Here is a 14,014-nt window from a genome sequence, read left to right as displayed (position 1 = left end):
TCTGTGCCCCGCCCAGGGTCGACGCGGGGGGCTCCCCCCCAACGCCCGCCCGGCGCCCCTACGCGGCGGGGCTCGGCGCGCCCCCCGCCCGGGCCTGGGCGCCGCGCAGGCCGGGGGAGTGGCCGGTGGTCTGCACGGCCGGCTCCGGTGCCGCCGGCGGCGTCAGGCTGCCGCTCTCGTCGCTGGTGCAGTCCTCCACCAGCGGACCCCCCGCGCCGGGAGCCGCGCCGCTCTCGGCGAATTCGTACCCGCCGCGCGCGCAGCGTTCCGTGCGGCACTTGCGCAGCGTCGTCCGGCTGCCGTCTATCACGTGGAAGCCGTAGCCGCCGCTGCCCGTGACCCGGCAGTTGAGGAAGCTGCCGCGACCGCCGGCCGAGACGTAGACACCGGCCTCCTCCGGGGAGTCGATGGTGCAGCGCTCGACGGTCGGGTCGGCGCCCTTGGTGACGATCACGCCGGTCTGCATCCCGTCCAGGGTGCAGTTGTTGAGGGTGCCGCCGCTGCCGTGGTCCCGGAACCAGGCTCCCGTGGCCGCCTCCCGGATCCGGCAGTCGTCGAGCTGGGCGGTGGCGCCGTCGCTCACCGACACGGCGGTGTTGCGCACCTGCGACAGGTCGCTGTCCACCACGTCCGCGCGCGAACCGCGGTCGAGGACGAACAGGGCGTCCGGCACGTCGTGCACCCGGCACGAGTCCAGGACGACGGTGGCGCCGTCGCTCACCCACACCGCCGGATAGTCGCCGGTGCTGTCGAAGATCTCGCACTGGTTGGCGTCCACGCGGGTGCCCGGGTCCCACACCGACAGGCCGTTGCGGCCGAACTGCCGCACGGTGGTGCGGGTCATGGTGAGCACGGAACGGGAGCGCAGGTCGACCGCGTTCTCCGGGATGTCGTGGATGCGGCAGTCGGCCAGTGTCAGCACCGCGTCGGTGTCGAGTGTGACCCCGTCGCCGGTGGTGCGGTGCACATCGCAGTCGGTGAGGTGCGCGGTCGCCCGGCCGGTGACCTGGACACCGCTGCCCCGCACCTCGTAGACCTCGCAGCCCACCGCCTCGAGCGACGAGTTGTCCCCGGTCGCGGTCAGGCCCGAGCCCGCCGCATGGTGCACGCGGCAGCGCTCGAGGCGGGGACGGGCGCCCCCGCGCACCGCGACGCCCGCCTGCCCCGCGGCGACCACCTCGCACTCCTCGAACACCCCGCCCCCGCCGTCGAGCACGGCTATGCCGACCCCCGCCGGATTGTCGACCGTGCAACGGCGGACCGTCGGCCGGGCGCTGCCGCGCACCTCGATGCCGGCCGCGGACCGGGTGACCACCCGTATGTCCCGCAGCTCCGGGGTGCCGTCCTCGACCAGCAGGGCGGGCGCCGCCGCGTCCTGCCCCTCCACATGAAGGTCCTGGACCACCGCCGAAGCGCGTACGGTCAGCGGAACCCCGTCCAGGGGCGCGATGCGCACCGATCCGGACGAGCCCTCGGGACCACGAAGGGTCACCGCCCGCTCCACGACGAGATTCTCCCGGTAGGTGCCGGGAGCGACGGTGAGGACGTCGCCTTCGGCCGCGGCCTCCAGGGCGGCGGCGAGGGACGCGTACTCACCTGTGCGGCGCCGCCACCGCGATGTGCCGGTGTGCGTCACCTGGACCGTGCCCTGTGCCATGGCGTAGCCGTGCCCCCACCTTGTCGTACGCGGGTTTGTCGTCGATTCCTTCGGTCGGACCACCGTAGCGTGCGCACGGCTGCCGGATTGACCAGAGGCGGAAGGCCGTCGGCTTCCGGTGCCGGTCCTGCCCCGGTCGGGGCCCGCTTTGTCCCCTGCCTGGTCCAGGACCGTGTACCGGTGCCTGATCGTGCGCCGGAGGGTCAGCCGTCTCGCGCCCTCGACCAGGGCAGCCGTGAGCAGGGCCGCGCCGAAGCCGGCGGGCACGGCGTGTGTCGTCGCCGTCGCGGTGTCCGGCGGGCGGGCCGTTGTGCGGCCCCCGCCGCCGGTCCACGGGGGGAAGTGCCCGCCCGGCCGCGGGTCGTTCTGGCGCACCAGGACCGGGCCGTGGTGCCCGGTGCCGTCCGGGGAGGTCCGGCGGGCCGTGACCCGGGTGCGCAGGGCCTGGCCGGAGGCACCCTCCGGACCGATGTCCGCACGGGCGTGCCCGGGAACCCGTACCACCGTGGCCCGCACCTGGTGCCGCCGGTGCCGGAGCCCGCCGATCGCCCGCCCCGGCGCACCCCCCCCTCCCCGCCCGTGATCATTTCGTGACAACCCCCGGCGGGGTCGTCCCCCGCGAGGTTCCGCCGAAGAGAGGGGGGCGTCACCCGACATCACCCAGGGCTCTCCTGCCGAGTCCTCGGAGAGGGCCGACGGGCGGGCCCGCGACGCGGTTCCCGCGCATGCTCGAGGGCTGCGCGGATTACGGCGTTACGGAGTCCGGGCGTTCGTCAGGCGAGGACCGTGACCGGATCGCCGACCCGGACCGTACCGGGCGCGAGGGGCACCAGGTTCTGCCCGAACACCAGCTTGTCGCCGAACCGGCGGTGCCTGCCGAGCGAATGCAGGGGTTCCCGGCCGCGCTCGGCGGTGCGCTGGTCGGTGGTCGTGACCACGCACCGTCCACTGGACTTGGCGACACGGAAGGCGACCTCGCCGACCGTGATGCGCGACCAGGTGTCCTCGGCCCAGGCGGTGGTGCCCTCGACGACCAGGTTCGGCCGGAAGCGGTTCATGGGCAGGGGCCCTTCGCCCGCGTGATCGCCCCCGGCGACCAGGGCGTTGAGGGCGTCGAGGGACGCGGTCGTGGTGAGCAGCAGGGGATAGCCGTCGGCGAGGCTGACCGTTTCGCCCGGCAGCGCGAACTCCGGGTCCACCGGCCGGCGCGTGGCGGGGTCGTCCAGGTGCACCAGACGCACCTCGGCGCCGAGGAAGGCACTGCACCAGGCGTGCACGGCGTCGTCCTCGGCCGGCGCCACGTCGATCCTGTCGCGGAAGATCTCCACCCGCTCGGTGGGGCCTCCCGGCGGGGGCGCGGCCACTGTCACCGGGGCCCTGCCGGGCGCGGACAGTTCCAGACCGCCGCCGGGCAACGGCTCGGCAGCGGCCAGCGCGAGGCGCGGATGCCTGCGTTGCGTGACGACCCTTCCCCCGTCGTCGATCAGCATCCAGCGCCGGTCTCCGGCCGGCCCCCAGGGCTCCACGACGACCTCCCCGAGAGGCAGGCTCCGGAAGCCCTTGACCGGATGGATGTGAATCGAGCGCAGCAGCGTGTTCCCCATGGGGTCATCGTGCCAGCCGGTGACGACGACTTCGGGGGCTGCGGCCCTCCCGGAACGGCTCAGGGCCCGTGGCTCACCGCCTGGAACGGCTCGGTGTCCGGTACTCGGCGAGCACCGGACACCGCTCAGTACCCGCGGTACTGCTGGTTGTTGTACGGGTCCTGGTACGGCGCCGGCGCCGGACGCGGGGCCGCGGGGCGCATCGCCTCGTAACCCGCACCGGGAGCGGCCGGACGCGGCTGCTGCGGCTGGTGGCCGGGGTAACCGCGCGGCGCGGTGGCCTGCTGCGGGATGTACGGCGAGTGCGCCTGCTGGAGCGGCGCCGGCTGCTGCGCCTGCGGGTACCCGTAGGCGGGCTGGGAAGGGGCCGCCGGGAGCGCGGGCAACGCCGGGGGGAGCGCGGGCAGATGGCTGCCCGGCGCGTCATAGGCGGAGGGGACCCGGATCGGGGCGATCTGCGGGGTGCCCCGCTCGGCCACGAGTGAGTCGTAGATCGGAGTGTCCGGGAAGGAGGCGGAGTGGTAGCCGCCGCCATAAGTGGAGCGGGGGGAGGTCATGGCCATAAGTTAAGCCCACGATGTGCTGGTTGGGGAGACCGATAAGAGGGTTGTTTTCCGTGCCCGACGTACCCTGGGATAGCTAATTCGGGCGAAGTCGGATGAAACGTCTGTACGTCCGGATGACTATCTGGTAAAAGCCGAGTTCCGGCGGGGTTACCTGCGGTGACCTACCTCCCCGCGCATGCCCCATGGGAGTTCCCGCGCACGGGTATTAGGTTGTGCGCACGGAACACGACGCATGCCGGGTACCGCCTGGCGGGGTGACACGTGATGGGGGCGGACATGTCAATGTCGAAGGGGGCGAACACGCCGGTGCCGACCACGGCACTCCGCGTGGAACTGGGGTGGCGCGCCGGCCCCGGAGTACCCGACGCGGACGCCTCCGCGCTCCTGCTGGTCGGCGGCAAGGTCCGCTCCGACAGCGACTTCGTCTTCTACAACCAGCCCGCCCACCCCTCCGGAGCCGTCCGGCACGAGGGCAAGCGGAACGACGGCGGGCAGGTCACCGACACCGTCCTCGTCGACCTCGCGCGCGTGGAGCCCGGCATCGGGACCGTGATCCTCGCGGCCTCCTGTGACGGCGGCGCCTTCGGCCGGATCCCTGGCCTGTACATCGAGGTCAAGGACGCCGCACGGGGCACCGTCGCCGCCCGCTTCGACAGCACGGGCGCCACCAGCGAGAGCGCCCTCGTGCTCGGCGAGTTCTACCGCCGCCAGGGCGCCTGGAAGTTCCGCGCCGTCGGACAGGGCTACAGCAGCGGACTCGAGGGCCTGGCCACCGACTACGGCATCACCGTCGACGAGCCCCAGCACGTAGCCTCCGCCGCCCCTGCCTCCCCGGTCACCGCCCCGCCCCCGGCCCGGCCGCCGGCCGCGCCTCCCCCGCCTCCCGCCGCGTCGCCGGTCCGGCTCACCAAGGTGACGCTCACCAAGGCCGCCCCCTCCGTCTCGCTGACCAAGCAGGGCGGAACCTCGGGCGCCCTGCGAGTGAACCTCAACTGGCAGGTGCGCAAACAGTTCTCCGGCTGGGCGGGCAAGCTGGGCCGTCCGGTCGCCATGCACTCCGACCTCGACCTCGACCTGTGCGCCCTGTTCGAACTCGGCGACGGCAGCAAGGGAGTCGTCCAGGCCCTCGGCAACGCGTACGGGGCACTGCAGCGGCCCCCCTTCATCCACCTCGACGGCGACGACCGCACCGGCGCGTCGGACTCCGGCGAGAACCTCACCGTCAGCCTCGACCACCAGCGGTACTTCCGCCGCATCCTCGTCTTCGTCACCATCTACGAAGGCGCCCGCTCCTTCGCCGACCTGCACGCCACAGTCACCCTCCAGCCGCAGCACGGCGCCCCGATCGACTTCTCGCTCGACGAGTGCACCGTTCCCTCGACGGTGTGCGCCCTGGCCCTGATCACCAACACCGGCGGCGACCTCGTGGTCCAGCGCGAGGCCCGCTACCTGGTGCCCGAGCGGGGCGTCAGTCCGCAGCGCACCGTCGACCGCGTCTACGGCTGGGGCATGAACTGGACCCCCGGCCGCAAGTGATCCCCGGCCGGCAGCGGCTCCGGCGGCACGGGATCCTTGACCGGTCATGAGACGTCCTGACGCCTCATGACACCTGACGGGCCGCGGGTTCAGCCCTCGTCGGGGCCGGACACGGCGCCCGGACGCGTGTAGGTGCGGCCCTTCCAGGCCGCACCCCGCCCGCGGTAGTGCCGCACCGCCGAGTCGACCGTCATCAGCAGGTACAGGAACGCGGTGAACGGCAGCAGGGGAGCGAGCCACAGCGGCTGCCGGCAGTAGCGCAGCATCGGAACGTACGTCCCCGCCATCACCAGCCAGGCCGCCGCACCGGCGGCCACGGCCGGCGTACTTTTCGCCACCAGCCCCGCGACCACCGCCACCGGTGGCACCAGGTACACCAGCGCGAGACCCGCGACCGTACCCGCCAGCAGCACCGGGCTGTGCCGCAGCTGCGCGTACGCGCTCCGCGACACCATGCGCCACAGATCGTCCAGCCGCGGGTAGGGGCGCACACTGTCCACCCCGTCCGCCAGCCCCAGCCAGACCCGTCCGCCGGCGGCCTTGACCGCCCGCGCGAGCGCCACGTCGTCGATGACGGCCTGCCGGATGGCGTCCGGGATCCGCGCCCGCCCGGCCGTCTCCGCACGCAGCAGCACACAGCCCCCGGCCGCCGCGGCCGTCCGCGACCCGTCCCGCCCGATCCGGCGGAACGGATACAACTGGGCGAAGAAGTACACGAACGCCGGTACGATCATCCGCTCCCAGGTGCTCTCCACGCGCAGTCGCGCCATCTGTGAGACGACGTCGAACCCGCCGGTGCGGGCCGCCGCGACCAGCCGGCGCAGGCTGTCGGGCGCGTGCGCGATGTCGGCGTCCGTGAGCAGCAGATATTCGGGCGCACGCGCGCGTGCCAGGCCGATCCCGTGCCGCACGGCCCAGAGCTTGCCGGTCCAGCCGGCCGGCGGCTCGCCGGGCGAACCCACGGTCAGCGGCAGTCCGCCGTGCCGGTCCGCCAGCTCACGCGCGAGCCGCCCGGTGCCGTCCGTGCTGCCGTCGTCGACGAGGAAGACCTCCGCCCGCCCGGGATAGTCCTGGGCGAGCAGCGACGGCAGGCTCAGGGGCAGTACCGCCGCCTCGTCCCGCGCGGGAACGACCACGCACACCGACGGCCACGACTCCGGCTCCCGCCGGGGCGGAAGCCGGACGTCCGTACGCCAGAAGAAGCCCTGCCCGAGCAGCAGCCACAGCCAGGCGGCGAGGGACACCACGGCGGTCCAGACAAGGGTGCTCACGTGCGCAGTCTGCCCCGGACGAGCGGCCGGACACGGCCCATCGTCTATCGTGACCGGGTGAAGATCGCGCTCATGGACTCCGGGATCGGCCTGCTGGCGGCCACCGCAGCGGTACGGCGCCTCCGCCCCGACGCCGATCTCGTCCTCTCCCTCGACCCCGACGGCATGCCCTGGGGACCCCGGACCCCCCAGGACCTCACCGCCCGCGCCCTCGCCGTCGCCGAGGCGGCCGCCGCGCGCCGGCCCGACGCCCTGATCGTCGGCTGCAACACCGCGACCGTGCACGCGCTCACCGCCCTGCGCGCCCGCCTCGAACCCACCCTGCCCGTCGTCGGCACCGTCCCGGCGATCAAGCCGGCCGCGGCCGGCGGCGGACCGCTGGCGATCTGGGCGACCCCGGCCACGACCGGCAGCCCGTACCAGCGGAACCTGATCCAGGACTTCGCCGGCGGCGTCGACGTCACCGAGGTGCCGTGCTGGGGGCTCGCGGAGGCCGTGGAACGCGCGGACGAGAGCGCGATCGACGCCGCCGTCGCCGCCGCCGCCGAACTCACCCCGGACGAGGTGACGACCGTCGTCCTGGGCTGCACCCATTACGAACTGGTCGCCGAACGCATCAGGGCCGCGGTGCAGCGCCCCGGCCTGCCGCCGCTCGTCCTGCACGGTTCCGCCGGAGCGGTCGCCGCCCAGGCCATGCGCCGCCTCGGTGAGCGGCCCGCCCCCGAGGCCCCGGCGACCGGCACCCTCACCGTGCTGCTGAGCGGACGCGAGGGCGCGCTGCCCCGGCCCGCGCTCACCTACGCGGAAGGCAGGCTGCTCCAGCAGGTCACCCCCGCGGGGTGACCCCCGGCCACCCGGCACCCCGGCTCTTCGCACGCCCGGCCGGCGCGGTGACGCCGGGCGACGCGGTACCCGAGGAGCGAAACGTGAGTAACCTCGAAAGTATGAGGGACCACCCCCACGGTGCCCACGCCCCGTACCCCCACGTCTGGACCGGTCGCGCGACCAACCGGATGCAGTGGCTGCTGGCACTGATCGGTGTCGCCTGCATGGCGCTCGGCATCGTGCTCGCCGTCGACTCGGCCTGGTCGAACGGCACCGCGCCGCTGGCCATGGCCGTCGTCGGGTGCATCGCGGCCGGACTGCTGGTCCTGTTCGGCACCCTCGCCTTCGTGCACGTCGCGCTGCGCGTCGACGAGGACAACGTGGAAGTGCGCTGCGGCCACATCGGAGTGCCGCGCCGCCGCATCCCGCTGTCGCACGTCGCCGGAGCCGAGTTCGTCCCGCACGTCACCCCGCGGCACTGGGGCGGCTGGGGCTACCGCTGGCGGCCCGAGAAGGGCACCGCGGTCGTCGTGCGCCGTGGCGAGGGCATCGCCCTGAGCCTGTGGGACGGACACACCTTCACGATCACCGTGGACGACGCGGAGGCGGCGGTGAGCGTCATCCGCGACCGTCTCCACCCGCACCGGCCGGACCCTGCGGGCTGAGCCGCCGCGCCGGGGGCGGTCACGGTGCGAGCCGGGCCCCGCGTACGGGAGTGTCCGTCGGCCGCTCCGGTGCACCGGAGGAGAGCGGGCGGGCCGTCGCGAGTCCCGCGAGCAGGCCCGCCCCCAACGGGACCGCGGTGAGGCTCAGCGCGCTTTCCACGGCGGCGACCGCCGTGACGGCCGTCAGTGCCGCACCCGCCGGGAGCACCACGGGCGTGGCACGCGGACCGCGCCACGGCGCACACAGAACCCGGCCGGAGGCCAACGCAGGCAGTGCCACCCCGACGAGGCCCGGTTCGGCCGCCGGCCGGAGTGGGGCCGAGCGGGGCCGGCCGTCGGACGGCACGGTCCGGCTGGCCGGCCGTGGTGCTCAGCTTCCCGAAGCGCCCCGGCCCCCCCCGGGCCCGCGTCGTGACGCGCCATCCCGAGCGCGTCCCGCCACAGTTCCACCCGGTGCGGGGTCGGCCGGCCCTCCAGCGCGTCGGCCGGCCCGGCGTCCCCGGCGACCGCCCAGGCCGGTCCGGTCACCCCGGCGGCGGCACGGTCGGTGCCCAGGTCGGCCGCCGTAGACTCGCGGAGTGACCGTCACCGCAACCTCCGTCGGCGAGTCGGACCCGATGCCCGCGCAGACCGCCCCCGGCGCGTGGCGCCGGTGGCTCGTGCGCCTCGTTCCGTTCGCAACGGCAGCACTCTGTGGGCTGCTCCTCTACGTCAGCTTCCCGCCGCGCACTCTGTGGTGGCTGGCGCTGCCCGCCTTCGCCGTCTTCGGCCTGCTGCTGCGCGGGCGGAGCTGGAAGGCGGGGCTCGGCCTCGGCTATCTCTTCGGCCTGGGCTTTCTGCTGCCCCTGCTGGTGTGGACCGGTGTGGAGGTCGGGCCGGGCCCGTGGCTCGCCCTCGCCGTGATCGAGGCGGTCTTCGTCGCGCTGGTCGGTGCCGGTGTCGCCGCGGTCTCGAAGCTGCCCGGAACGCCGGTGTGGGCCGCCGCGCTCTGGACCGCCGGGGAGGCGGCACGCGCGCGTGTGCCGTTCAGCGGGTTTCCCTGGGGCAAGGTCGCGTTCGGGCAGGCGGACGGCGTGTTCCTGCCGCTCGCCGCGCTGGGCGGCACCCCCGTGCTCGGCTTCGCGGTCGTTCTGTGCGGCTTCGGCCTGTACGAGATCGTGCGCGTGGCCCTGGACGCCCGCCGCAGCGGAACCGTGCGCCGCGTCGCGGCGGCCGTCGGCGCGCTGAGCGTGGCGGTGCCCCTCGTGGCCGCGGCCGCCGCCCGGCCACTGGTGAGCGACACGGCCGAGGACGGCACGGCGACCGTCGCGGTGGTCCAGGGCAACGTGCCGCGTCTGGGGCTCGACTTCAACTCCCAGCGGCGTGCCGTCCTCGACTACCACGCGCGCGAGACGGAGCGCCTGGCCGCCGCCGTCGACGCGGGCGAGGCCGAGCGGCCCGACATCGTGCTGTGGCCGGAGAACTCCTCCGACATCGACCCCTTCGCCAACGCCGACGCGCGTGCCGTCATCGACCGCGCGGCGCAGGCGATCGGCGCCCCGATCTCGGTCGGCGCCGTGGTGGGCAAGGACGGCGAGCTGCTCAACGAGCAGGTCCTCTGGGACCCGGACAAGGGTCCCGTCGACACCTACGACAAGCGGCAGATCCAGCCCTTCGGCGAGTACCTTCCGCTGCGCTCCCTGGTCGGGGCGATCAACGACGAGTGGACGTCGATGGTCCGCCAGGACTTCAGCCGTGGCACCGAACCGGGAGTGTTCACCATGGCCGGCACCGGAGTCGGACTCGTCACCTGCTACGAGGCGGCCTTCGACTGGGCGGTGCGCGACACGGTCACCGACGGCGCCCAGCTGATCTCCGTACCCAGCAACAACGCGACCTTCGGCCGCAGCGAGATGACCTACCAGCAGCTCGCCATGTCCAGGGTCCGCGCCGTCGAGCACAGCCGCACCGTCACCGTTCCGGTGACCAGCGGCGTCAGCGCGATCATCACGCCGGACGGGAAGGTCCGCCAGAGGACCGGCATGTTCGTCGCCGATTCCCTGGTGCAGGAGGTGCCGCTGCGCTCCTCGCTGACGCCCGCCACCCGCCTCGGTACCCTCCCCGAGATCGCCCTCGTCCTGGTCGCCGCGGGCGGCCTGGCGTGGGCCGTCGGCGCCGGTGCGCGCGGGCGGACGCGCCGGTGACGCGCAGTCGTACATCCGGCGCACGCCCCCTGAAGCGTCGTGGAGCGGCCCTACCTGCCCGTTAGGGTTTGAGGCATGGCTACTCCTGATTTCATCAGCACCCTGCGCGCCTCCGCCGGTCACCAGCTGCTCTGGCTTCCCGGGGTCACCGCCCTCGTCTTCGACGACGAGGGCAGAGTGCTGCTGAACCGCCGGTCCGACACCCGTAAGTGGTCGGTGATCGGGGGCATCCCCGACCCGGGGGAGCAGCCCGCGGCCTGCGCGGTGCGCGAGGTCGAGGAGGAGACCGCGGTGCGCTGCGTCGTCGAGCGGGTCGTGATGGTCCAGGCGCTGGACCCGGTGACGTACGACAACGGCGACGTCTGCCAGTACATGGACATCACCTTCCGCTGCCGTGCCGTCGGCGGTGAGGCCCGGGTCAACGACGACGAATCGCTGGATGTCGCCTGGTTCGCCGTGGACGCGTTGCCGGAGCTGAACGAGTTCGGGCGCTTCCGGATCAAGCAAGCCATGACTGACGCACCCACATGGTTCGACCCCATTACTTCTGGCTGAACTGTGGGGCGCAACCACATGGGGCGGAGTAGGGGCGCTGCCTAGGGTCGGGACATGACCGCGCCCCACGCCCTCGCCGCCCCCCAGGCCCCCCTGCTCGACCTCGGTGGCCGTACCGCTCTCGTCACCGGCGCCGCCGGCGGCATCGGCCGCGCCTGCGCGCTGCGGCTCGCGGCCGCCGGCGCCAAGGTGAGAGCCGTCGACCGGGATGCCGTCGGCCTGGAGGCACTGGCCGATCAGGCCGGGGACCTCGGCGGCAGCGTCGAGCCGCACGTGCTCGACCTCATGGACCTGGACGCCGCCGAACTCGCCGCCGCGGGCACGGACGTCCTGGTCAACAACGCCGGGTTGCAGCTGGTCCGCCCGATCGAGGGCTTCCCGCCCGACGTCTTCCACACAGTGCTCACCGTGATGCTCGAGGCACCGTTCCGGCTCATCCGCGGCGCCCTGCCCCATATGTACGGACAGGGATGGGGCCGCATCGTCAACGTGTCCTCGGTCCATGGGCTGCGCGCTTCGGCCTATAAGTCCGCCTATGTGTCCGCCAAACATGGTCTCGAGGGACTGTCCAAGACCGCGGCTCTCGAAGGCGCACCCCACGGTGTCACCTCGAACTGTGTGAACCCCGCCTATGTGCGCACCCCACTGGTCGAGAAGCAGATCGCCGACCAGGCACGGGCGCACGGCATCCCCGAGGAGGAGGTCGTCGCCACCGTCATGCTGCGGGACAGCGCGGTCAAGCGGCTCCTCGAACCGGAGGAGGTCGCCGAGGCGGTGGCGTACCTGTGCACCCCGCAGGCGTCCTTCGTGACCGGAACCTCATTCGTCATGGACGGTGGCTGGACCGCGCACTGAGCCACGACCGACCGACCGACCGGCAGTGCGAGTGACGTGACGGGAGATCCCTGCGCCGGCCGTGGTGCCCACCGCCGGCGCCTCACCCCGGAACCCACGCCGGATGTCACCCGGTGCCCGCTCGGCCCTGTCGTCCACAGGCCCACGGCCCCCCGCCCGCCGAGTTGTCCACAGGCCTGACGGGGCGGCCGTGGGATGAGGAATCCTGTGACCATGTCCCGCGATCACGTGCAGTCCGCCGAGCGCCCGGGCCCCGGTGCCGGGGTGCCGGGCCGGACGCGCCCCGACGACCGTACCGCGCACGAGCCGCACGACGGTCCCACGCACGACGCTCCCGCACCCGCCCGCCCCGCACAGAGCAGCGCCGAGACGCCGTTCCTGGAGCTCCTGGCCCGGGGCGCCTCCGCCGAGGCCTACGAGCAGCCGGTGCTCCTGGCCCGTGCCGAGGGACTGCCCACCGAGCGGATCACCGCCCTCGAACAGGCCCGGCGGCTCGCCCTGCGCGTCCGCTCCGACCTGGAGGGACGGCGCCGCCGGGAGGCCGAGCTGTCCGCGCTCTTCGAGACCGCCCACGACCTCGCCGGACTGCGCGACCTGGACGCCGTGCTCCAGGCGATCGTGCAGCGCGCCCGCTCACTGCTCGGTACCGACGTCGCCTACCTCAGCCTGAACGACCCGGCCCGGGGCGACACCTACATGCGGGTCACCGAGGGCTCGGTCGCGGCCCGCTTCCAGCAGCTGCGCCTCGGCATGGGCGAAGGGCTCGGCGGCCTGGTCGCGCAGACCGCCCGCCCCTATGTCACCGACGACTACTTCCGCGACGACCGCTTCGAGCACACCCTCCCCATCGACACCGGTGTGCGGGACGAAGGGCTCGTGGCCATCCTCGGGGTACCTCTGATGCTCGGGCACACCGTCATCGGCGTGCTGTTCGCCGCGGACCGGCGGGCCCGGGTCTTCGAGCGGGAACAGATCGCCCTGCTCGGCTCCTTCGCCGCGCTCGCCGCGGCCGCCATCGACACCGCGAACCTGCTCGCCGAGACCCGTTCGGCCCTCGCCGGCCTGGAACGCGCCAACGAGATCATCCAGGACCGCAGCGGCGTCATCGAGCGCGCCTCCGACGTCCACGACCGGCTCGCCGAACTCGTCCTGCGCGGTGGCGGGGTCCACGACGTGGCCGCCGCCGTCTCCGAGGTCCTGGACGGCACGGTCGAGTTCACCGAGGCCGCCACCGCACCCGCCCGGGCCCTCGAGGCGTCCCGCGCGGAGGGACACGCGGTGCGGCACGGCCGCGACTGGATCGCTGCCGTGGCCGCGGGCGACGAACTCCTCGGCGCCCTCGTGCTGCGCGGCCACCCCGGCCTGGACCCCGTCGACCAGCGCACTCTGGAACGCGCGGCCATGGTCACCTCGCTCCTGCTGCTCGCCCGCCGCTCCGCCGCCGAGGCCGAGCAGCGCGTCCGGGGCGAACTGCTCGACGATCTGCTCGACGCCCGCGACCGCGATCCGCGCCTGCTGCGCGAGCGCGCGGCGCGTTTGCACGCCGACCTCGACGCGACCCACGCCGTGCTCTCCGCCCGTCTCGAGGGCTCAGCCGCAGACGCCGACGAGGAGGCGGACGCCCGTCGGCGCCTGTGGGCCGCGGCGTCCCACCTCGCGGCGACCCGCCAGGGCCTCGCCTCCGCACGCGACGGCGGCACCGTCCTGCTGCTGCCCCTGGGCCCCGGCGACACCACCACCGACCTTGCCCGTCGCACCGCCCGCCAACTCGGTACGGCCGTCCACGAACCGGTCACCGTCGGTGCCTCCGCCCCGCTCGGGCACCTCACCGCCCGCCCCGACACCGTGGCGGCCGCCTACGCGGAGGCCCGGCGCTGTCTCGACGCCCTGCGCGTGCTCGGCCGGCCCGGCGACGGTGCCGCCGCCGAGGACTTCGGCTTCCTGGGGCTGCTCCTGGCCGCAGAGGGCGACATCGCGGGCTTCGTCGACCGGACCCTCGGCCCGGTCGTCGCGTACGACGAACGGCGCGGCACCGACCTGCTGCGCACCCTCGACACGTACTTCGCCTGCGGCATGAGCCCGGTCCGCACCAAGGACGACCTGCACGTGCACGTGAACACGGTCGCCCAGCGCCTGGAACGCGTCGGCCGCCTCCTCGGTGACGACTGGCAGAGCCCGGCCCGCGCCCTGGAGATCCAACTCGCCCTGCGTCTGTACCGGTTCTCGGTACCGGCTTCGGCACGGGCGTAGGCACCAGGTCCGGAGCCGGGACGGGGCCGGCCCCCGTACGTGCGTTG

At 73.9% G+C, this 14,014-nt stretch carries 12 protein-coding genes; 7 read left to right on the top strand and 5 right to left on the bottom strand.

Features of this window, described 5'->3' with window-relative positions; genetic code table 11:
• Window positions 1-58: 58 nt before the first annotated feature.
• From ACFWVE_RS24995 to ACFWVE_RS24985, 3 genes are all read right to left on the bottom strand, one after another.
• Window positions 59-1,657: a right-handed parallel beta-helix repeat-containing protein gene (locus ACFWVE_RS24995; protein ID WP_384018011.1), complete on the bottom strand. Its 1,599-nt coding sequence runs from the start codon at window positions 1,655-1,657 to the stop codon at window positions 59-61.
• 773 nt (window positions 1,658-2,430) lie between these two features.
• Window positions 2,431-3,261 carry an MOSC domain-containing protein gene (locus tag ACFWVE_RS24990; RefSeq protein ID WP_384018008.1) on the bottom strand — a complete coding sequence of 277 codons (831 nt, stop codon included), beginning with the start codon at window positions 3,259-3,261 and terminating at the stop codon, window positions 2,431-2,433.
• Window positions 3,262-3,386: 125 nt separating this feature from the next.
• The gene (locus tag ACFWVE_RS24985) at window positions 3,387-3,818 is read right to left on the bottom strand and encodes a DUF6643 family protein (protein ID WP_384018005.1); all 432 of its coding nucleotides are present in this window, start codon (window positions 3,816-3,818) and stop codon (window positions 3,387-3,389) included.
• A 291-nt stretch (window positions 3,819-4,109) separates the two neighbouring features.
• On the opposite strand from ACFWVE_RS24985, the gene ACFWVE_RS24980 reads away from it, so the two are divergent.
• Complete coding sequence (locus ACFWVE_RS24980; RefSeq protein WP_384018014.1) at window positions 4,110-5,363, top strand: TerD family protein; 1,254 nt, start codon at window positions 4,110-4,112, stop codon at window positions 5,361-5,363.
• Between the two features lie 89 nt (window positions 5,364-5,452).
• Here the strand turns inward: ACFWVE_RS24980 and ACFWVE_RS24975 are convergent, their stop codons facing one another.
• Window positions 5,453-6,634: a glycosyltransferase gene (locus ACFWVE_RS24975; RefSeq protein ID WP_384018002.1), complete on the bottom strand. Its 1,182-nt coding sequence runs from the start codon at window positions 6,632-6,634 to the stop codon at window positions 5,453-5,455.
• A gap of 57 nt (window positions 6,635-6,691) precedes the next feature.
• On the opposite strand from ACFWVE_RS24975, the gene ACFWVE_RS24970 reads away from it, so the two are divergent.
• Window positions 6,692-7,477, top strand: a complete 786-nt coding sequence (locus ACFWVE_RS24970; protein WP_384017999.1) for a glutamate racemase — start codon at window positions 6,692-6,694, stop codon at window positions 7,475-7,477.
• 101 nt (window positions 7,478-7,578) lie between these two features.
• Window positions 7,579-8,124, top strand: coding sequence for a hypothetical protein (locus ACFWVE_RS24965; protein ID WP_384017996.1), 546 nt, complete (start codon window positions 7,579-7,581; stop codon window positions 8,122-8,124).
• Between the two features lie 19 nt (window positions 8,125-8,143).
• Here the strand turns inward: ACFWVE_RS24965 and ACFWVE_RS24960 are convergent, their stop codons facing one another.
• Window positions 8,144-8,335 carry a hypothetical protein gene (locus tag ACFWVE_RS24960; protein WP_384017993.1) on the bottom strand — a complete coding sequence of 64 codons (192 nt, stop codon included), beginning with the start codon at window positions 8,333-8,335 and terminating at the stop codon, window positions 8,144-8,146.
• 367 nt (window positions 8,336-8,702) lie between these two features.
• On the opposite strand from ACFWVE_RS24960, the gene lnt reads away from it, so the two are divergent.
• The 4 genes from lnt to ACFWVE_RS24940 all read left to right on the top strand — a co-directional run bounded on the left by lnt (window position 8,703) and on the right by ACFWVE_RS24940 (window position 13,967).
• Window positions 8,703-10,307, top strand: coding sequence for an apolipoprotein N-acyltransferase (gene lnt / locus ACFWVE_RS24955; RefSeq protein ID WP_384017990.1), 1,605 nt, complete (start codon window positions 8,703-8,705; stop codon window positions 10,305-10,307).
• A 75-nt stretch (window positions 10,308-10,382) separates the two neighbouring features.
• Complete coding sequence (locus ACFWVE_RS24950) at window positions 10,383-10,862, top strand: NUDIX domain-containing protein (RefSeq protein ID WP_384017987.1); 480 nt, start codon at window positions 10,383-10,385, stop codon at window positions 10,860-10,862.
• Between the two features lie 54 nt (window positions 10,863-10,916).
• Window positions 10,917-11,717 (top strand): 3-hydroxybutyrate dehydrogenase, encoded by an 801-nt coding sequence (locus ACFWVE_RS24945; RefSeq protein ID WP_384017984.1) that lies wholly within the window; start codon window positions 10,917-10,919, stop codon window positions 11,715-11,717.
• 213 nt (window positions 11,718-11,930) lie between these two features.
• The gene (locus ACFWVE_RS24940) at window positions 11,931-13,967 is read left to right on the top strand and encodes a helix-turn-helix domain-containing protein (protein WP_384017981.1); all 2,037 of its coding nucleotides are present in this window, start codon (window positions 11,931-11,933) and stop codon (window positions 13,965-13,967) included.
• The last annotated feature ends 47 nt before the right edge of the window (window positions 13,968-14,014 follow it).

The organism is Streptomyces sp. NPDC058632 (genome assembly GCF_042717095.1).
In the GTDB taxonomy this organism is placed as follows: domain Bacteria; phylum Actinomycetota; class Actinomycetes; order Streptomycetales; family Streptomycetaceae; genus Streptomyces.
Note: the sequence above shows the minus strand (reverse complement) of the source record. Positions and strands in the feature narration are given on the sequence as shown.